The sequence below is a fragment of the Gordonia sp. KTR9 genome (genome assembly GCF_000143885.2).
Classification (GTDB): domain Bacteria; phylum Actinomycetota; class Actinomycetes; order Mycobacteriales; family Mycobacteriaceae; genus Gordonia.
Map to the genome: position 1 here is coordinate 2059040 of NC_018581.1, position 23658 is coordinate 2082697.

A 23658-nucleotide genomic window follows, 5' to 3' on the forward strand; every position below is an offset into this window, starting at 1 on the left:
TGTCCGCGCCCATGACGAACCGATCAGCACAAGGAGCAGACACCATGCCGCTCACCTTCTCGGTGGTGGTCCCGGTCTACAACGAGGTGGACACGATCGGCGAGTGTCTCGCCCGGCTGTCCGCGCAGTTCGACCGGATCACCGAGATCGTGGTCGTGGACAACAACTCGACCGACGGCAGCAGTGCGGTGATCGACGCCTGGTGTTCGGCTCACCCACGGATCCGCACGATCGACGAGCCACGACAGGGGCTGGTGTACGCACGGAACGCCGGACTCGACGCCGCGACCGGAGACCTCGTGGCCCGGATCGACGCCGACACCCGGGTGCCGCCGGACTGGGCGCGGACGATCGTGGAGTTCTTCGCCGCGGACGTCGGGGGAGACTGGTCGGCACTCTGCGGGCGCGGCGAGGCCTACGACGTGCCGCTTGCCGGCAGATTCGACAGATGGAAGACCCGGCTGCACCCGCTGAACCGGTTGTGGCGCGAGAAGGCCGTGACCGAGGTGCCCGTGCTCTACGGCTCGAACATGGTGCTGCGGCGCGAGACCTGGGCGGTGATCCGGGATCGTGTCAGCATGCGCCGGAACATCTTCGAGGATGTCGACATGGGTCTCTGCGTCGGTGACACCGGCGGGCGCAACGCCTTCCTCCGCTCGCTGACCGTCGGGGTGTCGCCCCGCCGGATGGAGACCGGCATGGTGCCGTTCGTCCAGTACATGAGTTTCCTCCCGCGAACATTCCTGCTGCACCGTCGATTCGGGCTGGCCGCCGGTGCCGCGGCGGTCTACGTGCCCGCGATCACGATCGCGCACGCGTTGCGCCTCGTCGTGCTGCGGTCCTACGACACCCGGACAGGACGGCTCGACCCGCGAAACCTGGTGCGGGGCGGTGGTTCCGATCGTGTCCTGCCGTGATCGGCGGAGTCCGGACACGACCATGCCGGAGTCAGCCGGCACGCCTACCCGTCGCCCCGGCGCCGGCCGCCCGCTCGGCGATGGCGGCCGCCGAGCGGACCGCCTCGCCAGGGGGTACGAGCCGGCCGCGGAGATCGGCGGAACGCCGTCGGGTGTCCGCGTCCAGGATCTGCTCGAGCGCCGGGATCAGCGACTTCGCGGTCACCCGCGCCATCGGCAAGGTGGCACCCACACGCGCCTTGCTCACCGCGCGTCCCCAGATCGGCTGATCGGCTCCGACCCAGGTGACCAGGGTGGGCAGACCGGCACGCAGGCCGGCGGCCACCGAACCCGCGCCGCCATGGTGGACCGCGGCACGACATCTCGGCAATACGGTGTCGTGATCGACGTGCCCGACGACATGCACGGCGTCCCCCGATGTCGTTGCACCCGAGGTGGATTCGCTCGACATGAATCCGCTCCAGCCGCCCGACACCAGCAGTCGGATCCCGAGGCGTTGCGCCGCGGTACGGAACGCGTCGGCCAGCCCGTCCGGGTCGGCCGGCAGCATACTGCCGAAACCGACGTACACCGGGGCCTCGCCCGCGTCGAGCCACTCGCCGAGTGTGCCTGCGCCCGAAGCTCCGTCGAGTCCGGCGTCACCCACCCCGGCTCGCTGTGCCGCGGCGAGGGTGAAGAATCCGACCAGCGGCCGACGCGGTCCCCACTGCGCTGCGAGCCCCTCGAAGAGGGCGGGGTCGTAGGCCTGGATCTCGGGAACCCCGGTGCGGGCGATCAGTTCGGAGTAGGGGCGGTTCAGTGGCGACAGACCCAGGTCGGTCCGCAGTGTGTTCTCGGCCGACCGGGTGGCCAGCCAGAGAGCGCGTTCGGCGACCCGCCAGCTCAGGTCGTTGACCACCGCCGGGGCATCGACACCGAGGTGGGCGAGCAGCGACACCGAGCTGTTGCGCCGAATGGGGCAGTAGTGCAACGGGATGTGTGGAATCCCGAGAACCGCCGAGACGTTGTGGGCGCGTTCCTGACCGGCGCTGCTCGCGATGATCGCATCCGCGCCGTCGGCGAGCTCGAGCAAGCGTTGCTGCATGGTCCGGCCGCCCCGCACCGACATGGCCGACACTGCACGCAGCCTGGTGCGCGGGTTCTTCGACCGCATGTCCTCCCGCACCAGACCGGAATCGAACAGGGCGCGTGTGCTCTCGCCGTAGACCTCGGTGGGAACACCTGCACCGCTGCCGAATCCGACCAGATCCGGTGGCGCCGCGAGAGTCACCCCATGACCCCGGCCCAGGAGTTCGGCGGCGAGGGCGACGGCCGGCTGGGCGTCTCCGCGACTACCGTTGACCGCGATCACGAACCTCAACGTCGGACCCCTCACGTGTCGGTGTGGTCAGATGGGCGACCGATTCTAAACACGGCCGGCCACCGCGCCGCGCGGCCGGAGACCGGGATCACCGGGGCCTTGTCATGAGAATCTCGTTCGTCATCAACGGGACCCGCGGGGACGTCCAGCCGGCGACGCTGCTTGCGACCGCACTCGCGCGGCGCGGGCACGACGTGCGTCTCGGGGTCCCGCCCAACATGGTGCGGCCGGCCCGGGGCTGGGCGGACGGGGTCGCGCGGCTCGAGGTCGTGCCCCTCGGCCAGGACACCCGCGCCCACCTCGAATCGGTGGCGCGGGCCCGCAAGCAGGCGGGTCGTCGCCCGCTGCGTCGGCTGCGTGTGTTCCTGTCGCTGCGGAATGCCGGGTGGGAGGACCTCGTCTCCGACATGACCGACGTCGTCGACGGCGCGGACGTCATCGTGAGCGGGCTGATCACCGAACAGCCCGCACTCGCCTTCGCCGAGTCCGCCGGGGTTCCGCTGGTGTCGCTGCACCACGCCCCGGTGCGCCGCAACAGCCGCGTCGGCCCCGTACCCGGTCACCTCCCGGGTGGCCCGCGCGCCGTTCGTGCGCAGTGGGCGGCCTACGACGCCGCGTTCGGCGTCCTCACCAGACGACGCGAGCGTCGCCTGCGCGCCGAACTGGGTTCGACCGGGACATCGCGGCCCTACACCGCTCGACTCCGTGCGGCGGCGGGTCTGGAGTTGCAGGCCTACGACCCGATGTTCGGGGTGCACGACGACCAGAGGTGGATCGCCGACACGGCGGCGCGTCCTCGACCCTCGGTGGGGTTCCTCGGGTTGCCGGGGGAGCACCCGGTCGCCGGGTCCGACGCGCTCGCGTCTTGGCTCGACGGCGGTGACGCCCCGATCTACGTGGGTTTCGGCAGCATGCCGTTGCGGGGAGAGGAGAGCACCCTCCGCGTCGTCGCGGAACTCGGCCGCCGGCTCGGCCGACGTGTCCTGGTGTGTGCGGGCTGGACCGAACTGAGTGCGGAGGTGCGCACCGGCGCCGAGTCCGACGCGGTGCGCATCGAGTCCCAGGTCGACCACCGCACGGTCTTCGGCCGGTGCGCGGTCGTGGTCCACCACGGCGGCGCCGGGACCACCGCGGCCGTGCTGCGCGCGGGCCGGCCGTCGGTCATCTGCTGGTACGGCGCGGACCAGCCGTTCTGGGGAGCCGAACTCGAACGACTGGGTGTCGGCGTGTCGATGCCGATGGCCCGCGCGGGACGCGACCTGGACGTGGATCGGCTGTGCGACGCCGTCGCGGCGATGCTCGACCCCGCGGTGGCCGAGCGCGCCGCGCGGCTGCGGGACGTCTTGGTGGCCGAGGACGTGGCTCTGGCGGACGCCGTACACGCGGTCGAGAGTTCGGTGACAAGCTCGTGCATGAGGGAACCGAGTACGCGGGGACCGCATATGCACAGCGAAACGAAGGTGGACGTATGACGACGATGCCGTCGCCCGTGACAGGACGACCCGAGGCCGGCCCGCCGGCGGCGGGAGATCGGGGCCTGCGCGGCATCACGGCGCGGCTACGCGCGCAGAGCTCGGCTCTCCGAGGCGACCGCCTCACCTCCGAAGACGCCCCGTTCTGGTTCGTCACGCCGGCCCTCGGCTGGTCGGTCGTGCTCCAGCTGGTCTGGGTGTTCGACGACGAGGTCTCGATCGAGGCACTGACCGCGATGAACGCGGCCCTGGCTCGGGGGCGGCTGAACCGCATGCTCGTCGTACCGGATGTCGTCGGTGCGCGTCCCCGGTGGGTCGATGCGCCCGACGCACCCGGACTGGCCGCCGACAGCCGGCCGGTGTCAGACGCGGAGATCGACGAGTGGGCGACCGCCGAGATGTCCTCGGTTCCCCTCGACGCCGAGGGTGGCCGGTGCTGGCGGCTGCGGTCGGTTCCCATCGCGGGCGGCGGCACCGTGGTCTCCCTGTGCACGCTGCACGTGGTCACCGACGGCCGCGGCATGTTGGCGGCCGCGGCCGAGGCCGCCTCAGCGTCGGAGGTTCCGCTGAACCCGGTGTCGGGTCCCGCGACCGCAGCGACCGGCGTGACGCCCCTCCCGCCGGTCTCGTGGCGTCGCCGGCGGGTCGGTGACCTCGTGGACGCCGGATCACAAGCCGTCGCGGTCGTCACCGGGCTCGCGCGGGCGGCGCTCGAACAGCGCAAGGCCGGCGGCCCCGAACCCGACCCCCGCCCGGTTCGCGCCCCGATCGCCGAACGCTCGCCCGCCGCCGAGTTCACCTGGGCGACGGCGACCGTCCCGGCGGCGGACTTCGACCGGGTCGCCGCAGAACACGATGGCACCGCCAACACCCTGTTCATCGCCGTGGTCAGCGGTCTACTGCGGTCGAGTGGCCATGCGCCGCTGCCGAACCCGATCAAGGTCGGAGTGCCGGTCGACCGTCGCGAGAGCGAGGAGGACACCCGGTCCAACCCGATCGCCGGCGTCTCGGTGTACCTCACCGACGAGCCGGTCGCAGGTGGCGATCTGGGCGGCATCCGGGCGACGTGCAAGGCGGCATTCGTCCGCCTGTCGGAGGGCCGGCGTGCCCCGCACATCCACCTGCGACCGCTGGCCTGGTTCCTGCCGCCCGCGGTGATCGTCAAGATCGTCAGCGCGGGCAACGGTATTCCCGACGCGGTCATCTCCAACCTCGGTGACGTGCCGCCGGCGGCGACGGTGCTGGGGGGCAGGTCGGCGCGCAAGGTCGCCTTCCGCGGGATGGCACAGGGCGTCGACGCCTCGGCGGGGCAGCGGTTCGGCGACGGTGTCCAGTCGTGGCTGGTCCGCACCCGGGACCAGGTGACCTTCACCGTGCTGGGCTGTGACGAGACCAGTTTCTCCTCCGACGCCCGGGTCGCGGACCTGCTCGACCGTGAACTGACGGCGTGGGGACTGCCCCATGAGATCTGGTGACCCATGAGACCCCGTGATGCAGAGGAGAACATGTGACGGCAACGGCGACCGAGACCCGGCCCACCGAGGTGCTCCGCGTGACGGGCCCCGACGAGTCCTATCTCCTCGTCGCGGAACTGTTCGGGATGGGTGCCCCCATCCAGATCACCTGGATCTTCGATGACGATCCGGGGGACGAGGCGATCGACTCGCTACGGGCCGGACTCGCGGCCGGACCGCTGCACCGTGCCGTGTCCCGGCGTCGGGTCCCCTTCGCCCGCCACCGCTGGGTACGGTCGCCTCTTCCGGTGCAGGCCGGGCCGGTGGAGGTCGTCGACGCCGACGACGTCGGGGCATGGGCGGATTCGGTGCTCCGCGCGAGTCGTCTCGATCCGGTGCGAGGGTCGGGCTGGCAGCTCGACTCGGCACGGATCCGAGGCGGTGGCCGGGCGGTGTCGTTGCTCGCCTCGCACATGATCACCGACGGCCACGGTCTGTATCGACTGGTGGCGGACGCGGCCGCGGGCCGGACCGCCGGGCTTCCCGCCGCGGGGAGTGAACGCTCCTGGGACACCCTGCGCGCCGACGCCGCCGACGCCGCCGCCTCGGTGCGCGCGGCCGCGCGATCGGTGCGGATCCTGATCCGCGAGGCGCGCACGGCACGGGCCGCCGGCACCGGAACCGCTCCGCGATCCGCGCGTGCCGACCGTCCGAGGAGGGTGCGGTCCGCGCCCGACCCGGACACGACGCTGGCCACCGTCGACGTCTCGGCAACCGAGTGGGCAGCACGCGCCGCCGAGCACGGTGGCACTCAGAACTCGTTGTTCACCGCGCTCCTCGCCGGGATCGTGCACCGCTCGGGCCGTCCGCTCGACGGCCCGATGAGGGTGTGCATCGCGGTCAGCAAGAGGGACGGCGACGAGGACAACCGCGCCAATGCGTCGGGCGGCGTGTGGATCCGGCTCGCCGATCCCGTCGAGCCGGGCACCGACCTCGCCGGCATCCGGGCGTCGAGCAAGCAGGCCTTCGTCGACTACGCCGAGTCCGGGGCCGATCAGGCCGCCGACAATCTGCAGCCGATCGTCCGGATGCTGCCGAATCGACTCATCGGCCGGATGATGCGTGCCATCCCCGGGCCCGACACGACCGTGTCCAATCTGGGGACGACGCCGGACTCGGCGTTGCGCATCGGCGGCCGCACGGCGTCCCGGTTCGCCATCCGCGCGGTGATGCAGGGCATGCCCGCGCAGGAACGGCGGGTGCGGGGTCCGGCGATCGCCGCGTGGGCGGTCACCTACGGCGACACGGTCACGCTCACGTTCTTCGGTATCGACCCCGACGACTTCGGCGACCCCGGGCGGTTGCGCACCCTCATCGCCGACGAGCTGACCGCCTGGCGGATCGGACACCGATTCTGGTGACGGCGCACCACGTCTCGATCGTCCTGTACGGCAGCCGCGGCGACATCCAGCCGGGCATCTGCCTGGCACTCGAACTCCTGATGCGCGGGCATCGCGTGAGCGTCCTCGTCCCGCCGAACCTGGCCGGCCTCGCACGGGCCACCGGTGTCGGCGACGTCCACGAGATCGGTCTCGACTCCGACGCGGCGTGGTCGTCGGACGATGCGCGGTCGGCGCGCGGCCACCGTAACCCGTTGACGCGCGCGGCGTTCGCGCTGCGGACCGTCCGTGCCGGATTCGACGCCCTCGACACCGACCTCGAGCGGCTGTTCGTACCGGAGACCGCGCCGCTGCACGACGCCGATCTCCTCGTCGCAGCGCCGCTCTGCCAGGACCGCGTGGTGGCGGTGGCCGAGCGTCTCGACATCCCGCCGGCCGTGCTGCGATTCGGCCCGATGTCGGAGAACGGACTCATCGGCGCCGTACCCGGTCTCACCGAGCGGTGGTCGCCGGCCTGGAAGCGTCGATCCTGGCGCATCGCCGATCAACTGACCTGGATCGCGACCGGATGGAACGAGAATCGCTTCCGGCGCCGGATCGGGCTTCCCCCGAGCCGCCGCCCGCTGCCGCGGCGACTGGGTGCCGACCGGATCCAGCAGATCCAGGCCTACGACCCGGAGATGGTCCCGGGCCTGGCGGCGGAGTGGGACGATCGCAAACCCCTCGTCGGGTTCTTCGACCTGCCGGCGGCGAGCCGGGCGGGGATCGGGGAGATCGGAGCCGATGCCACCGGACTCGCCCGCTGGCTGGATGCGGGCGAACCGCCGGTGTTCCTCACCTTCGGCAGTATGCCGATCCTCGAGCCGAAGACGGTGATCGCACGCTGGCGCGCCGCCGCGCGCGCCCACGGGGTGCGCTGCCTGATCGCGATGGGAGACGCGACCGGGATCGATCCCGACGACCCCGATGTCTTCCACACCGCGGGCGTCGACCACGCGTCGGTCCTGCCTCGCTGCGTCGCGGCGGTCCATCACGGCGGCGCCGGGACCACCGCGGCGAGCCTGCGAGCCGGACTTCCGACCCTCGTCTGTGCGGTCACCGCCGATCAACCGTTCTGGGGCGAACGGGTCCGGGCCCTGCGGGTGGGTGCGGCCGTGCGGCTGTCCACCTTCACCGACGACGACGCGCACGCGGGTCTGGCCACGGTGCTCGCCGCCGAGACCCGTTCGGCGGCTGCCGCTTTCGCACGGCGGATGACATCCCCCGACAAGGCCGTCGCCGCCGCTGCCGACATCTGTGAGTCCCGGTTGCGATAGGCGTCGAGACGATCGGGGCCACAACGGCGGCCACCGACCCTCTGGGTCGGTGGCCGCGGTGACGACAGTCGTACTGGCTACTCGCCGAAGGCCTCGTCGAGGATCTCCTGCTGCTCGACCGCGTGGACCTTGCTCGAACCCGACGACGGTGCCGACATCGCGCGGCGCGACACCCGGCGGAGACCGCCGAGCAGGTCCGGCAGCACCTCGGGCAGCCAAAGACCGAGGAACGGCCACGGGCCCTGGTTGGCGGGCTCTTCCTGAACCCACCGGAACTCGGTCGCGTTGCCGTACTGCTCGAGCGTCTTGCGGAGCCGGCGGTGCGGCACCGGGTAGAGCTGCTCGATGCGTACGACGGCGATGTCCTCGCGCTTCTCCTTGTCGCGGCGGGCGGCGAGCTCGTAGTAGAGCTTGCCGCTCACCAGCAGCACCCGCTTCACCTTGCTGCGATCGGCGCCGTCTTTCTCGAAGCGCGGGTCGTCGATGACCGACCGGAACTTGTCCTCGGTGAAGTCCTCCACCGGACTGACGGCGGCCTTGTTGCGCAGCATCGACTTCGGGGTAAAGACGATGAGCGGGCGGCTGATGCCGTCGAGCACGTGGCGGCGCAGCAGGTGGAAGTAGCTCGCCGGCGTCGACGGCAGTGCGACCGTCATCGAACCCTCAGCACAGAGCTGTAGGAACCGCTCGATGCGTCCCGAGGTGTGGTCGGGTCCCTGTCCCTCGTGGCCGTGCGGCAGCAGCAGCACGACGTCGGAGAGCTGGCCCCACTTGGCCTCACCCGACGAGATGAACTCGTCGATGATGGACTGCGCGCCGTTGACGAAGTCGCCGAACTGACCCTCCCACACCACGAGTGCATCGGGGTTGCCGACCGAGTAGCCGTACTCGAAGCCGACGATCGCGAACTCGGAGAGCGGCGAGTCGTAGACCATGAACCGGCCGCCGTTGCTCTCGGCGTCGTTCTCCTCACCAGCGGGCTGCAGATGGTTGAGCGGCGTGTACTCCTTACCGGTCGAACGGTCGATGAGTACCGAGTGACGCTGCGTGAACGTGCCGCGACGCGAGTCCTGGCCGGACAGCCGGACGGTGCGTCCCTCCATGACCAGCGAGCCGAACGCCAGCAACTCGGCGAAGGCCCAGTCGATGTTGCCCTTGCGGGCGGCCTCGGCACGCCGCTCCAGCACCGGCTTGACGCGCGGATGCGGGGTGAAGCCGTCGGGGACGTTGACGAAGGCGTCGCCGATGAGCTCCAGCGTCTTGTTGTCGACGGCGGTCACCAGCTTGGTCGGCAGGGTCTGATCGGCTTGGATCGACGGGGACGGCTCGACGCTGAACTTCTCGAGTTCCTTGACCTCGTTGAAGACCCGCTCGAGCTGACCCTGGTAGTCGCGCAGGGCGTCCTCGGCCTCCTTCGTCGAGATGTCACCGCGACCGATCAGGGCTTCGGTGTAGCTCTTGCGGACGCCGCGCTTGGTGTCGATGACCTCGTACATCGCCGGCTGAGTCATCGACGGGTCGTCGCCCTCGTTGTGCCCGCGGCGACGGAAGCAGACGAGGTCGATGACGACGTCCTTGTGGTACGCCTGGCGATAGTCGACGGCGAGCTTGGCGGCCCAGACGCAGGCCTCGGGGTCGTCGCCGTTCACGTGGAAGATCGGCGCACCGATCATCTTCGCGACGTCGGTGCAGTACTCGGTGGAGCGCGAGTGCTCGGGCGCGGTGGTGAACCCGACCTGGTTGTTGACCACGATGTGCACGGTGCCGCCGGTGCGGTAACCGGGCAACATCGCCATGTTCAGGGTCTCGGCGACCACGCCCTGACCGGCGAACGCGGCATCACCGTGCAGCATGAGCGGAAGGATCGGGAAGCGATCGTCCTCGTCCATGAGGTCCTGCTTGGCGCGGACCAGACCTTCGAGGACCGGGTCGACGGCCTCCAGGTGGCTGGGGTTGGCGGTCAGCGAGACGTTGATCTCGTTGTCGCCGAACATCTGGTAGTACTTGCCCTCGGCGCCGAGGTGGTACTTCACGTCACCGGAACCGTGCGCCTGCGACGGGTTCAGGTTGCCCTCGAACTCGCTGAAGATCTTCGAGTACGGCTTGCCGACGATGTTGGCGAGCACGTTCAGGCGGCCGCGGTGCGGCATGCCGATCACGACCTCGGAGAGACTGTGCTCGGCGCTCTGGTCGATCACCGCATCCATCATCGGGATGACCGACTCGGCGCCTTCGAGCGAGAAGCGCTTCTGCCCGACGTACTTGGTCTGCAGGAAGGTCTCGAACGCCTCGGCGGCGTTGAGCTTGCTCAGGATGTACTTCTGCTCGCCGACCGGCGGCTTGACGTGCTTGATCTCGACCCGTTCCTGCAGCCACTTCTGCTGCTCGGGTTCGAGGATGTGGGTGTATTCGACACCGACGTGCCGGCAGTACGCGTCCCGCAGGATCGACAGCACGTCCCGCAGCTTCATCTTCTCCTGGCCGTGGAATCCGCCGACCTTGAAGCTGCGATCGAGGTCCCACAGGGTCAGGCCGTAGTTCTGGATGTCCAGATCCGGATGGCTGCTGCGCGCATCGCTGTCCATCATGAGCGGATCGATGTCGGCCATCAGGTGCCCGCGGCTGCGATAGGCCGCGATCAGCTCGAGCACCCGTGTGCTCTTGTCGACCAGACCGGCGGGCAGGTCGCGACGCCAGCGGACCGGCTCGTAGGGGACGTGGAACGCGGTGAAGATCTCGTCGTAGAACGCGTCGTCGATCAGCAGCTCGTGGATCGTGCGCAGGAAGTCGCCCGACTCCGCGCCCTGGATGATCCGGTGATCGTAGGTCGACGTCAGCGTCATGAGCTTGCCGACGCCGAGCTCGGCGATCTGCTCCTCGCTCGCACCCTGGAACTCGGCCGGGTACTCCATCGCGCCGGCGCCGATGATCGCGCCCTGACCCTTCATCAGGCGCGGCACCGAGTGCACGGTGCCGATGGTGCCCGGGTTGGTCAGCGAGATGGTGACCCCGGAGAAGTCGTCGGCGCCGAGCTTGCCGTCACGCGCGCGGCGGACGATGTCCTGGTATGCGGTGTAGAACTCGGCGAAACCCATGGTCTCGCACTGTTTGATCGCGGCGACGACGAGCGTCCGGTTGCCGTCCTTGCCGACCAGGTCGATTGCCAGGCCCAGGTTGGTGTGCGCGGGCGTGACGACGTTCGGCTTGCCGTCGATCTCGGCGTAGTGCCGGTTCATGTTCGGGAACGCCTTGATGGCCTGCACGATCGCGTAGCCCAGGATGTGGGTGAAGCTGATCTTGCCGCCACGGGTGCGCGCGAGGTGGTTGTTGACGACGATGCGGTTGTCGATCATCGCCTTGGCCGGCACGGCCCGGACGCTGGTGGCCGTCGGGATCTCCAGCGACAACGCCATGTTCTTCGCGATGGCCGCGGCGGGACCGCGCAACACCTTGGTGCTGTCGGTGCTCTCGGACTTCTGCGCGGCGGACGCCTTGCCCGCCTCCGGCTTGGTCTGCTTGGGCTGCGAACGCGCCGAACCGTCGCGGCTGGCGACACTGTGGCCGGACGCGGCCTTCGTCGCGGTCGACTCCTTGGCGGGGGTGGGCTTGCGCGGCGCGGTGCGTGCGGGGGTCTGATCCAGGGTGACCTGTTTGCGCGGCGCGGCTTCGGCGGCAGGTGCGGAGTTGCTGCGGGCGGACCCGTTGGTCGACGAACCCGATGTCGAAGACGAGGCGGAAGTCGACGCCGTTGTGGCGGAAGACGTTGTGGCGGAGGGCTTTACGGACTTCGAGGGCGGAGAGGCGGACGCGGCGGGGCTACCGTTGTCGCCGGGCTCGTAGTTCTTCAGTAGTTCGTGCCAACTCGGATCGACCGAGTTCGGGTCTTCTTTGTACTGCTGGTACATTTCCTCGACCAGCCACGTGTTCTGTCCGAAGTCTGAAATCGAACTGCTGCTCACAGCGGTATCTCGCCTCAATTCCCTGAAGGTGCCGGGTTCTCTGCCACGCGTCGTCTCTTGTGGAGACTATCGGTGAACCACCTGACGATGCTACGCGTCGCCGACTCGCTCGCGCTGACCGACCTGTTACTACGGAGTCAGTTCCGAGGTGGCCCGCGTGACCGTCACAGCGGCGGTCCGTGCGCTGGTCGGAGCCGGTGCATCGGTGTCGGGCACCGCCGGCTCGTCGGGATCGACACCGGCATCCCAGAAGCCGCGGTACCTCTTTCCCAACGCCAGCAACTCCTCATGTGTTCCGAGCTCGACGATCCGCCCACCGTCGACCACCGCGATGGCGTCGGCGCGGGCGGCGGTCGCCAGCCGGTGCGCGACGATCACGGAGGTGCGGTGGCGGGTCACCGCGCGCCCGGCGGCGAGCACCTGGGCCTCGGTCGCCTGGTCGAGGGTCGCGGTCGCCTCGTCGAGCAGCAGCAGGTCGGGTTCGACGAGTTCGGCTCGCGCGAGCGCGATGAGCTGGCGCTGCCCCGAACTCAGCCCCTGGCCGCGTTCGCCGATCGGGTGGTTCATCCGACCGGGGAGGGCGGCGATCATGCGCAGCGCGCCGACCGCGGCCGCGGCGTCGACGATCGCGACCCGATCGGCACCGGGCCGGCCGTAGGCGATGTTCTCGGCGACCGTGCCGGTGAACAGGTGCGGCTCCTGCGGGACGAGACCGAGACGGCGGCGGTAGCCCGCGAGGTCGTAGTCGCCGATGTCAGTGCCGTCGACGACGACGCGCCCGGAGGTCGGATCGTAGAAGCGGGCCAGGAGTTTGACGATCGTCGACTTCCCGGCACCGGTCCGGCCGACCAGAGCCAGGGACGACCCGGCCGGGATGTGCAGGTCGACGCCGGACAGCGCGTCCGTCGAGGAGCCCTCGTAGCGGAATCCGACCCGGTCGAAGTCGACGACGCCGTCGAAACCGGTGTCCGGTGGGGACTCGGCCCGCGCCGAGGTGCGCAACGAGCTCGGCGTGCGCAGCAGGTCGCCGATGCGCCGGAGACCCACCGCCGCCTGCTGGTAGCCGTCGAAGACCTGCGACAGCTGCTGCACCGGGCCGAAGAGCATCGTCAGATAGAGGACGAAGGCCACGAGCGTGCCCGCCGAGAGCGAGCCCGACGCCACCTGACCGGCGCCGACACCGAGCGCGATCGCGGTGGCGATGTCGGACATGAGCTGGATCAGCGGAAAGTAGGTCGCGATCGCCCGCTGCGACACCATCCGGGCCTCGACCCATTCCGCCGAGCGCCGGGCGAACCGCGTCTGGGCGCTGTCGGTGCGCAGGTAGGTCTGGGTGGTCTTGATGCCGGCGATGTTCTCCTGGAAGTCGGCGTTGACGACACTGATCAGTTCGCGTGAGCGCGTGTACGCCCGACTCGCGACGCGGCGGAAGACGATCGTCGCGGCGATCAGTAGCGGGAAGACGGGTAGCACCAGCAATCCGAGCAGGGGACCGGTCACCAGGAGTGCGACCCCGACGCCGACGAGGGTCAGCACCGCCACGATCGCCGAGGTGAGCCCCGTCTGCAGGAACGTCGACAAGGCGTCGATGTCGGTCGTCATGCGCGTCATGATCCGACCCGACAGCTCCCGCTCGTAGTAGTCGAGTCCCAGCCGCTGGATGTGGGCGTAGCTGCGGATCCGCAGTCCGAACAGCACGCGCTCGCCCGCCGTGGTCGAGGTGATGGTCATCGACTTCGCGGCGACCCAGCCGACGCCCACGAGCCCGACCCCGCCGAGCGCGGCCCACACCAGCGTCGACCGTTCGGCGTGGCCCGTCGCGTCGATGACCGCCCGCGCGATGCTCGGGAAGGCCAGACCGACGAGGGTGTCGACGGCGATGGCCAGCAACGCGGCGGCGAGCAGCCACCGGACCGGCGCCAGAAGTCCGCGCAGGGTGAACACCGGGTTCTCGTGCCGAGCGGCGTCGACGTCGACCTCGGGTTGCTCCACCGCGGGCGGGAGGGCATCCACCGACGCCTGGAGTTCGGGTGTGGCCGGCATCGAACCGAGGGCGCTGGCGACGCCGCCGCCGCGACCGGTCCGCGAGCCCGCCCCGGCCGCGACCGAAGTCCGGGCCGCGACCTCGGCGGAATCGGATTCGACACTCGGCCACAGGGTTTCGAGGTCGGCTGAGGTCGGCCCGCGCAGCGGTGGCGCGGTGTCGGCGACCGCGGTTGGTCCCGTGTGGCCGTCGGGGGCCGTGTGCGCGGGGCTCGACATCAGCTCGCGGAATCGCGGTGAGGTCGCCTCGAGCTCGGCGAGTGTCCCCAGCGCGGTGATCCGGCCGTCGTCGAGCACGGCGACGCGATCGGCGAGAACGAGCGTGGACCGGCGATGGGCGAGGACGAGCATCGTGGCCCGCCGGTTGCGCAATTCGCCCAGGATGCGGGACTCGGTGGTCGCGTCCACCGCGGATGTCGCATCGTCGAGCACGAGGACGCGGGGATCGGCGAAGAGCGCACGCGCCAGGGCGATGCGCTGGCGCTGGCCGCCCGAGAGGGTGAGTCCGCGCTCGCCGATGACGGTGTCGTACCCGTCGGGGAGCGCGTCGATGAATTCTGCGGCGTCGGCGGCGGTGGCCGCCGCCCGCACCCGGTCGGCGGCATCGGGGTCCGCCGCGCCCGGGCCCATGGCGATGTTGGCGGTGATGGTGTCCGAGAACAGGAACGGCTCGTCGAAGACCACGGCGACGGCCCGATGGAGGGCCTCGGGTGCCAGTTCGTCGATGGGGTACCGGGTCCGGACCGCGTCGTCCCCGGTGCTCTCACCGAGCAGGGAGATCGTCCCGGTGTCGGGGCGTTCGAACCGGCTGACCAGGTCGGCGATGGTCGATTTGCCGGAACCGGGGGGACCCACGATCGCCACACACTCGCCCGGTTCTATCCGGAGGTCGATCCCGGACAGGACAGCGGGCGGGTCGTCGGCGTCGTGTGTGTGGTGGGCGAACGCCACGCCGGCCAGTTCGACGCCCAGAGGCCCGTCTGGCAGTGAGCCGGTGGCCGTGTCGCCCGGATCGTGGGGGTGGTCGATGACGTCGTAGACGCGTTCGACCGCCGCGCGAGCCAGTTGCGCGTTGACGACGAGGTTCGTCAGGAGGCGTGCGATGCCCGTCATGGTGGCGACGTAGGTGCTGAACGCGAGGAAGGTGCCGGCGGTGATCGCGCCGGTCATCGTGAGGTACCCACCCGCCACGATCACCCCGACCATGCCCAGTTGCGGGATGGCGGCCAGCGTCGGGGCGAACCGCGAGTTGATCCGCGCGGCCCGTAGTCGGCGCGCGAACACCGTCCGGCACCGGGTGACGAGGTCGTCGACGGCGCGCTCTTCCTGTCCGAAGCCCTTCACGACCCGGACGCCGGTGACGGTCTCCTCGACGTGCTGGGCCACGTCGGCCGCGGACTGCTGGGCCGACCAGGTCGCGGCGAACAGGCGACGCCGTGTCCGCCACACCTCGAGGGCGATCAGCGGGACGATCAGCAGTGCCACCCCGGTCAGCAGCGGCGACAGATAGGCCATGATCGCCAGCGCCACGACCATCTGCACCGCGGCGCCAAGCGACAGCGGCGCCATGGCGAGCAGGCTCTGCACGACCTGGATGTCGGTGATGGACCGGGACACGATCTGACCGGTGCGGATCTGGTGCTGGCTGCGCCCGTCGAGGTGCAGCAGGGTGTCGAGCAGCCGGAGTCGCAGCGAGTTCTGGACGCTCACGGCCAGTCGTCCGGCGAACACCCGCCGGCCGACATGGCAGGCGTAGCGAATGGCGGCGAGGACGACCAGCGCGACGATGATCGTCCGCAGTGACAGACCGTCGTCGACGACGCCGGTGGCATGGTCGATCGCGGCCTTCGTGAGCAGCGGCATGAGCACGTCGACCCCGACCGCGATCAGGGTCACGGTCATCGTGATGACGACGACGCGCCGGTATCGCCACGATTCGCCGACGAGCCGGCGAATCCAGCCGGGCGCCGCCGCGGACGGAGTGGGCGGTGGGGACGCCGCGATCACCACGAACCGGGCGGGAGCGGATCCGGGGTCGGGGTCTCGGTGAAGTCGACGTCGATGACCCATGCACGGGGAGCAGGTCCGAAGGCCTCGCGAGCGTTGTGCACCACCTTGCGGCCAAGGGCGCGACTGCCCGCGCCGCCGATGACCGCACCGATGCCCGCGGGCATCAGCTTGCCGAAGATCAGCGGCGCCCGCCGGATCGCGTACTTCCGTACGAGCTTGTTCACCAGGGTCTTGTTCAGTTTGGTGATCGCTCCGGACGGCAGAGCCGCGCCGCCGAGCCTGCGCAGGGCGCCGCCGCCGGTGCCGACCACCCGGCCGAGTGCCAGCACGCCCTCTTCGCCGAGCGCGACGGTCATGACGAGTGCCTTGCGGCGGTCGGACTCGTGCACCGGGATGCCGTGCACCTCGGCGATCGACAGCGCCAGCAGGGCCGACGCCTCGAGGAAGAACGCCGTGTCGCCGGTCATCGCTCCGAACGCGGTCATCGTGCCGACCCCGGGCACCGCGGCGGCCGCGCCGACGGCGCTGCCGGACCCGGTGACCGCGTTCAGATAGCGCTTCTCGAGCCGCTCGACGATCTGCGCGGGTGAGTCGTCGGGGTATTTCCGTCGCAGCGAGTCCACGTACTTCTTCACCGCAGGCGCCTGCAGTCGCTGCGCACGGTCCAGGAGTCCGCCGGTCACCTCGACCGCCTTGCCGGGTGGCGTGCGGCCCTTGTTCGTCGAGACCCCTTGTGTCGACTTGTCTTTCATGTCCGGTCTCTCATGCGCTGGGGTACCCAATCCTCTTCGGGCACGACCTCGGCGGGTCGTGGGGGGCCAGGGGGTGTGCCGTCGCCGAACGGGCGTCCACCGAGGTCTTCGCGATGATGCGCGGTGAGCCAGCCGCGCAGGTCCGGGCCCTTGGGCACGATCTGCGTGGGGTTCACATCGGTGTGGACGATGTAGTAGTGCTGCTTGATCTGCGTGAAGTCGGTGGTGTCGCCGAAGCCGGGTGTCTGGAACAGATCCCGGGCGTAGGCCCACAGGACCGGCATCTCGCTCAACTTGCTGCGGTTGCATTTGAAGTGGCCGTGGTAGACCGCGTCGAACCGCGCCAGCGTGGTGAACAGGCGCACGTCCGCCTCGGTGATGGTGTCGCCGACGAGGTAGCGCTGCGTCGACAATCGGTCCGACAGCTCGTCGAGTTTGGTGAACAACCGGTCGTAGGCCGCGTCGTAGGCCTCCTGGCTGCCGGCGAATCCACACCGGTACACGCCGTTGTTGACCTCGGTGTAGACACCGTGGCTCACCTCGTCGATCTCGTCGCGTAGACGCTCGGGGTAGAGCTCGGGCGCGCCGTCGCGGTGGAAGGCGGTCCATTCCAGGGAGAAGTCGATGGTGATCTGCGGGAAGTCGTTGGTGACGACCGCTCCGGTCGGCACGTCGACGATCGCGGGCACGGTGATCCCCTTGGGATAGCCGGGGATCCGCTTCTCGTAGGCGTCCTTGAGCCGGGGGATCTGCAGCACCGGGTCCACGCCGCCGGGGTCGAGATCGAAGGTCCACGAGTCCTTGTCGTGGGTGGGACCGCAGAGACCGAGTGAGATGGCGTCCTCGAGTCCGAGGAGCCGCCGGACGATGAGTGTCCGGTTGGCCCACGGGCACGCCCTGGCGGCGACGAGCCGGTACCGGCCGGCCTCCACCGGATAGCCGTCCCGGCCGTCGGCGGTGATGCGTGTCTCGATGTACTTCGTGTCCCGGACGAACTCCTCGCCGGTCATCACGTACGAACCCTGTTCGCTCGTCGATGCCGCGCTCGGGTCGGACGCGGACCCGGTGCTGTGATCGGTCTCGGTGCTCATGGGTTCCACAGTAATGATCCGCCGTGACATACACGGCGAGCTGCGGCGCCGAACCCCGCGTCGTGCGGGTCGTCGCTGAAACGGACAGGTCTAGCATCGGGGAAATGCGATCGAGCGACGCCACCCGCGGCGAGAACGCGGGCACCGACGAGATGGTCACGACCCGGCCATGGGCCGCGATGCTGGCGCTCTGTGTGGGCTTCTTCATGATCCTCGTCGACATGACGATCGTGGCGGTCGCGCAGCCGCGCATCCAGGCCGATCTCGACACGAGCGTCAACGGCGTCGTCTGGGTCACCAGCGCGTACCTGCTCACCTACGCGGTGCCGCTGCTGATCACCGGCCGGCTGGGCGACAAATTCGGTCCCAAGACGATGTATCAGATCGGTCTCGCGGTGTTCACCGTCGCCAGTCTCTGGTGCGGGCTGTCGTCGTCTATCGGTGAGTTGATCGGGGCGCGCGCCCTGCAGGGTGTCGGCGCGGCCCTCATCACCCCGCAGACGATGGCGCTCATCACGCGCATCTTCCCGGCCGAGAAGCGCGGTGCCGCAATGGGTGTGTGGGGCACCGTCGCCGGTGTCGCGACACTGGTCGGACCATTGCTCGGCGGCGTGCTGACCGACGCGTTCGGCTGGGAGTGGATCTTCTTCATCAACCTGCCGGTCGGCGTCGTCGGCCTCATCCTCGCCGCCGTTCTCGTCCCCCGGGTCGAGACCAACGACCACCAGTTCGACTGGATCGGCGTCGCGCTGTCCGCCGTCGGTCTGTCCGCGCTGGTGTTCGGCATCCAGGAAGGCGAGACCTTCGACTGGGATGCCTGGATCTGGCTCCTCATCGTCGGTGGTCTGGTGATCCTCGGGGTCTTCGTCTACTGGCAGTCCCGGATTCGCACGGAGCCGCTGCTCCCGTTGTCACTGTTCCGCGACCGCAACTTCTCGCTGTCGACGATCGGCATCGCCTCGATGGGTTTCGCGGTGTCGGGGTTGATGATCCCGCTGACCTTCTTCCTCCAGCTCGTCGGCGGGATGTCGCCGACCGAGTCGGCGGTCGTCCTGGTGCCCATGGCCGTGCTGACCGGCGTCCTGGCCCCGTTCGTGGGTCGGATGGTCGACCGCGTCCATCCACGCACGATCGTCTCCTCGGCGTTGTTGCTGAATGCGATCGCCATCGCGTGGCTGGGCTTCGTGGCGCGTCCGGAGACCCCGGTCTGGCTGATCGTCGTCCCGCTGTGCCTGATGGGTGTCGCCTCGGCCGGCATCTGGGCGCCGCTGGCGGCGACGGCCACGCGCAACCTGCCGTGGCACCAGGCCGGCGCCGGTGCCGGTGTGTACAACACGCTGCGGGTCATCGGCTCGGTGTTGGGGTCGGCCATGATCGGGGCGCTCCTGCAGACCCGGCTCGCGGCCGAGCTGCCCGGGGTCGACGCCGAGAACGCGCAGGACGGCGGGACGGGCCAGCTGCCGGAGTTCCTCCGCGAGGGCTTCGCCACCGCGATGGGCCAGTCGCTGTACCTACCGGCAGCCGCGCTGCTGATCGGTGTCGTCGCGACGTTCTTCTTCGTCCGTCCCGCGCACCAGAACGTTCCACCGCAGGTCGTCGACCCGCAGGCCGTCGCCACCGACGCCCGGTAGCGGACCCGGCCGCCCGGGGCCGGGTCGCCGAGAGCGCGCGTCCCACGATCTGTCGGGACCCGACCGTAAGGTTGCGCCCATGCGCATCGTGCACACCTCCGACTGGCACCTGGGCCGGACGTTCCACGGGGTCGAGCTGCTCGCCGACCAGCGCCGCGCGCTGTCCCACCTGGCCGAGCTCGTCGCCGCGGAGTCCGCGGACGTCGTGATCGTCGCCGGGGACGTCTACGACCGGTCGGTCCCGTCCGCGGACGCGGTCCGGGTCTACGACGAGGGGCTGGCCGAGATCGCCGCTGCGGGAGCGCAGATCGTCGTCACGTCGGGCAATCACGATTCGCCCACCCGCCTCGGTGCCGGCTCCGGGTTCGCGGCCGCCGGCGGACTGCACCTTCGGACTTCGATCGCCGACATCGACCGGCCGGTCGTGCTCGCGGACACCCACGGAGACGTCGCGATCTACGGCATCCCGTATCTCGAACCCGACACCGCCCGCCGCCACCTCGGCGTCGAGTCGGTCGGCGGCCACACCGCCGTGCTCGACGCCGCGATGGCGAGGGTCCGTGCCGACCTCGCCGCCCGCCGGGTGCGGTCCGTGGTGGTGGCGCACGCCTTCGTCAGCGGGGCCGCGGCCTCCGGGTCGGAGCGTTCGATCAGTGTGGGCGGTGTCGAAACCGTTCCCGCCGAGACGTTCTCGGGTGCCGACTACGTCGCGCTCGGTCATCTGCACTCACCGCAGCGCGTCACCGACACCGTCCGCTACAGCGGTTCGCTGCTGCCGTACTCCTTCGGCGAACGAACCCATCGCAAGGCGGCGCTGGTGGTCGATCTCGACGCCCGCGGTGTCGCGGAGGTCCGGGTCCACGAGCTGCCCGTCGTCCGCGAACTCAGTTCTCTCACCGGCGTTCTCGCCGATCTGCTGACCGACGACCGGTTCGGTGAGGCGCAGGACCACTATGTCGAGGTGACGCTGACCGACCCGGTCCGCCCCACCGACGCGATGCGACGCCTACGCGAGCGTTTCCCCTTCGCGGTCCATGTGCAGTGGGAGCGTCCGCACTCCGGCATCGGCGTCGACTATCGGTCCCGTGTGCGTGGGCGCACCGACGCCGAGATCGTCGCCTCGTTCATCTCCGACGTGCGCGACGAACCGACGAAGGGGGAGCGGGTTCTCCTCGAGCGCGCACTCCGCGCCGTCGTCGGCGAACCCGAGTCCGACGCCGCCGAACTGACCCTCTTCGACATCGAGGCGATCGTCGCGGAGTCCGCATGAGGCTGCACCGCTTGCGCGTCCGTGCGTTCGGTCCGTTCGCCGAGGAGATCACCGTCGACTTCGACGACCTCGGCGGTGACGGACTGTTCCTGTTGCACGGACAGACCGGCGCGGGTAAGACCACGGTCCTCGATGCTGTCGCCTTCGCGCTGTTCGGGAGGGTCCCGGGCGTGCGCGACGTCAACCGGCGACTGCATTCGGATCACGCAGCGGCCGACGAGGTCCCGGAGGTCGAGCTGGAGGCGACGATTGCGTCCCGGCGGCTCCGGATCACGCGCTCGCCCGAGCACGAGCGACCCAAGAAGCGCGGGGACGGCACCCGCAGGGTGAACGCTCGGGCGACGCTGACGTGGGTCGACGGGTCGGGGCCCGACCTGACCCGTATCCCCGAGATCGGTGACGCGGTGGTACGGCTGCTGGGCATGAGTGCCGACCAGTTCTTCCAGGTCGTGCTGCTGCCCCAGGGCGACTTCGCGCGGTTTCTGCGGGCGCACTCCGACGAGCGGGAAGCGTTGCTGGAGAGGCTGTTCGACACCGAACGATTCGGTGACCTGGAGGAGTGGCTGCGCGAACGGTCTCGGGAGAGCGCGGCCACGCTGACCGATCAGACCGCGGTGCTCGACCGGATCGCCGGCCAGATCGTCGCGGTCGGCGGTGCCGAGCCGATCGCCGAGCCCGACTTCGACTGGGCGCAGGAATGTCTTGAGCGTGCGCGGGTGGCCGCGGAACGCACCCTCGTCGAATCGGGTGCGGCGCAGGCCGCGGCAGACCAGGCCCAGGCCGCGTACGAGGGCGGGAGCCGGGTCGCCGAGCTGCGACGCCGGGGGCATGCGGCCACCGAGCGCCTCGCCCGGCTTGCCGAGGGTGAGCAGGCGCTTGCGGACGCGGGCCGGGCACGCCGCCTCGCTCTGCGGGCCGCACCGATCGTTCCGCTCGCCGACGACTCCGATCGTGCGGTGCGCGATCTGACGGCCGCAGAGCAGGCCGTTGCGGATGCCCGCGCCGAACTGGGCCGGTTGCCGGAGGGCGAGATCCTGTGTGCCGTCGACACGGGCGAGGACCTCGACGCGCTCCTGGATGCGGCCATTGACCGCTGGACCGAGGAATCGGGGCGCTGGGAACCGCTTACCGAACGGGTCGCGCAGCGGCCTGCGCTGGTCACCGAGATCGATGCACTCGATGCCACCATCTCCGACGCCGAACGCCGGGTCGCGCAGACACGGGAGTCGCTCGAGGCCGCGCCGGGTCGGCGTGCCGAGGCCGCCGGCGCGCTGCGGGCGGCCGAGGACCTTCGCCTGCAGGCCCCGAAGCTGCGGGCCGAGCGTGACGGACTCCGCCGTGTCCGCGACGCCCTGACCGACCGGGACGAGGTGCTGGTCCGGCTCGTCGCCGCCGAGAAGGACCTGCTCGACGCCCGCGATGCTCATGCCGCCGCCCGTGAGCGGGTGCTCGACGCGCGGGAGCGTCGCCTCGCCGGGATGGCGGTGGAGCTGGCCGGCGAACTCGTCGACGGTGAGGCGTGCGTCGTGTGCGGTTCGGTCGCACACCCGCGGCCCGCCACCGCCGCGGGCCCCGTCGAGACGGTCGCCGATGAAGAAGAGGCGGCCGAAGCCGAAGAGCGTGCGAGTGCGATGAAGGCCATCGCCCAATCCGCGGTCGCCGCACTCGGCGAGCGTCGCGTGCATCTCGACGCCGTCATCGGCGGCGCCGACCCCGAGGCCGTCGACGCCGACCTGGCCCGGGTGAGCGCCGATCTAGCGGCCGCCGAGCGTGCCGCGTCACGAGTGCCTGCACTGCAGAAGGCCGTCGATCGGGTCGACGCCGAGATCGACGCATGGCGCACCACCATCGCCGACACCGAGTCGGCCCAGTCCGCCCGGCGCGAGCGCCTGAACTCGTTGCGGCAGAACCTCACCGAGCTCGATTCCGCGGTTCGCGAAGCGACCGGCGGGCGCGGAGGCGTCGCCGAGCGCCGCCGCGAACTCGCCGAACTGGTTCGCCGTACACGTCGTCTCCGCGACGCCCGGCAGGAGGCCGCGCGTGCGCGGGACCGGGTCGCCGGAGCAACGGCCCGGCTGTCCGCGGCCTGCCTCGATGCCGGTTTCGACGATGTCGCCGCGGTTCGCGCGGCGTTCGCCCCGGACACCCAGATCGCGGCGTGGGACACGATGTTGCAGGAGGCGTCGAGTCTGCGCGCCGCGGCGGAGGAGACCCTCGCCGACGACGACGTGCGGGCCGCGATGTCGGCCCCCGAGCCGGATCTCGAACGGCTGACCGTGGAGCGTGAGGCCGCTCGCCGGCGCCTCGAGACCGCGGCGAAGGAACACGCCGTCACCGCTCGACAGGTCACCGGTCTGGAGGAGTACGTCACCCAGTTCTGGGCGGCTCTCGACGCGCTGGCGCCGATGCAGGAACGCCACGCCGAACTCCAGGGATTAGCCGAACTGGTCAGCGGGCGCGGACAGAATTCGCGGCGGATGTCGCTGCGGTCGTATGTGCTGGCCGCACGCCTCGACGAGGTCCTCGTCGCCGCGTCCGGTCGGCTCCGTGAGATGTCCTCGGGTCGTTACGAGTTCGTCCACACCGACGCGGCTGGTGTCCGGGGCCGGCGCGGTGGCCTGGGCATCGAGGTGCGCGACGAGTACACCGGCGCGCTCCGCGCGACGACGACGTTGTCGGGCGGGGAGACGTTCTTCGCGTCGCTGGCTCTCGCGCTCGGACTCGCCGACGTCGTCTCCGCGGAGTCGGGCGGACGGGTGCTCGACACCATCTTCATCGACGAGGGGTTCGGCACCCTCGATCCCGAGGCGCTCGACCTCGTGATGGGCGTCCTGGACGATCTGCGGACCGGTGGGCGCGTCGTCGGCGTCGTGAGCCACGTCGACGAACTGCGGGCGCGAATCCCGGCCCAGCTGCACGTCTTGCGCGGCGAGCACGGGTCGTCGGTGCGCGTGCAGAGCCCCCTCGGCGTGTCGTGAGCTGC

General features: G+C 70.3%; 13 protein-coding genes. 8 read left to right on the top strand and 5 right to left on the bottom strand.

Annotated features, from left to right (window positions below):
• Window positions 1-44 precede the first annotated feature (44 nt).
• Complete coding sequence (locus tag KTR9_RS10190; protein WP_148281177.1) at window positions 45-917, top strand: glycosyltransferase family 2 protein; 873 nt, start codon at window positions 45-47, stop codon at window positions 915-917.
• Window positions 918-948: 31 nt separating this feature from the next.
• Here KTR9_RS10190 and KTR9_RS10195 read toward each other — a convergent pair whose 3' ends face one another.
• Complete coding sequence (locus tag KTR9_RS10195; protein WP_238554130.1) at window positions 949-2268, bottom strand: glycosyltransferase; 1320 nt, start codon at window positions 2266-2268, stop codon at window positions 949-951.
• Window positions 2269-2381: 113 nt separating this feature from the next.
• On the opposite strand from KTR9_RS10195, the gene KTR9_RS10200 reads away from it, so the two are divergent.
• Genes KTR9_RS10200 through KTR9_RS10215 form a run of 4 tightly spaced genes read left to right on the top strand, consistent with a single transcriptional unit; the run spans window position 2382 to window position 7919 of the window.
• Entirely contained in the window at window positions 2382-3749 is a 1368-nt protein-coding gene (locus KTR9_RS10200) for a glycosyltransferase (protein WP_014926319.1), read from the top strand.
• Window positions 3746-5224, top strand: coding sequence for a hypothetical protein (locus KTR9_RS10205; RefSeq protein WP_014926320.1), 1479 nt, complete (start codon window positions 3746-3748; stop codon window positions 5222-5224). Before KTR9_RS10200 ends, KTR9_RS10205 begins: the two co-directional genes overlap by 4 nt.
• A 32-nt stretch (window positions 5225-5256) precedes the next feature.
• Window positions 5257-6624, top strand: a complete 1368-nt coding sequence (locus KTR9_RS10210) for a hypothetical protein (protein ID WP_014926321.1) — start codon at window positions 5257-5259, stop codon at window positions 6622-6624.
• The gene (locus KTR9_RS10215) at window positions 6621-7919 is read left to right on the top strand and encodes a glycosyltransferase (RefSeq protein WP_014926322.1); all 1299 of its coding nucleotides are present in this window, start codon (window positions 6621-6623) and stop codon (window positions 7917-7919) included. The genes KTR9_RS10210 and KTR9_RS10215 overlap by 4 nt, the downstream gene beginning before the upstream one ends.
• Window positions 7920-7996: 77 nt before the next feature.
• On the opposite strand, the gene KTR9_RS10220 is transcribed toward KTR9_RS10215, so the two are convergent.
• From KTR9_RS10220 to KTR9_RS10235, 4 genes are all read right to left on the bottom strand, one after another.
• Entirely contained in the window at window positions 7997-11824 is a 3828-nt protein-coding gene (locus KTR9_RS10220; protein WP_044507846.1) for a multifunctional oxoglutarate decarboxylase/oxoglutarate dehydrogenase thiamine pyrophosphate-binding subunit/dihydrolipoyllysine-residue succinyltransferase subunit, read from the bottom strand.
• 183 nt (window positions 11825-12007) lie between these two features.
• A complete protein-coding gene (locus KTR9_RS10225; RefSeq protein ID WP_238554089.1) occupies window positions 12008-15991 on the bottom strand; it encodes an ABC transporter ATP-binding protein in 3984 nt (1327 codons plus the stop codon).
• Window positions 15925-16683 carry a hypothetical protein gene (locus tag KTR9_RS10230; RefSeq protein ID WP_010842952.1) on the bottom strand — a complete coding sequence of 253 codons (759 nt, stop codon included), beginning with the start codon at window positions 16681-16683 and terminating at the stop codon, window positions 15925-15927. The genes KTR9_RS10225 and KTR9_RS10230 overlap by 67 nt, the downstream gene beginning before the upstream one ends.
• Window positions 16680-17774 (bottom strand): glutathione S-transferase family protein, encoded by a 1095-nt coding sequence (locus KTR9_RS10235; RefSeq protein ID WP_044506411.1) that lies wholly within the window; start codon window positions 17772-17774, stop codon window positions 16680-16682. The genes KTR9_RS10230 and KTR9_RS10235 overlap by 4 nt, the downstream gene beginning before the upstream one ends.
• A gap of 104 nt (window positions 17775-17878) precedes the next feature.
• Here KTR9_RS10235 and KTR9_RS10240 point away from each other — a divergent pair, with 104 nt between their 5' ends.
• The 3 genes from KTR9_RS10240 to KTR9_RS10250 all read left to right on the top strand — a co-directional run bounded on the left by KTR9_RS10240 (window position 17879) and on the right by KTR9_RS10250 (window position 23653).
• Complete coding sequence (locus KTR9_RS10240; RefSeq protein WP_014926326.1) at window positions 17879-19405, top strand: MFS transporter; 1527 nt, start codon at window positions 17879-17881, stop codon at window positions 19403-19405.
• A 79-nt stretch (window positions 19406-19484) separates the two neighbouring features.
• The gene (locus tag KTR9_RS10245; RefSeq protein WP_014926327.1) at window positions 19485-20675 is read left to right on the top strand and encodes an exonuclease SbcCD subunit D; all 1191 of its coding nucleotides are present in this window, start codon (window positions 19485-19487) and stop codon (window positions 20673-20675) included.
• The gene (locus KTR9_RS10250; protein WP_014926328.1) at window positions 20672-23653 is read left to right on the top strand and encodes an AAA family ATPase; all 2982 of its coding nucleotides are present in this window, start codon (window positions 20672-20674) and stop codon (window positions 23651-23653) included. The genes KTR9_RS10245 and KTR9_RS10250 overlap by 4 nt, the downstream gene beginning before the upstream one ends.
• The last annotated feature ends 5 nt before the right edge of the window (window positions 23654-23658 follow it).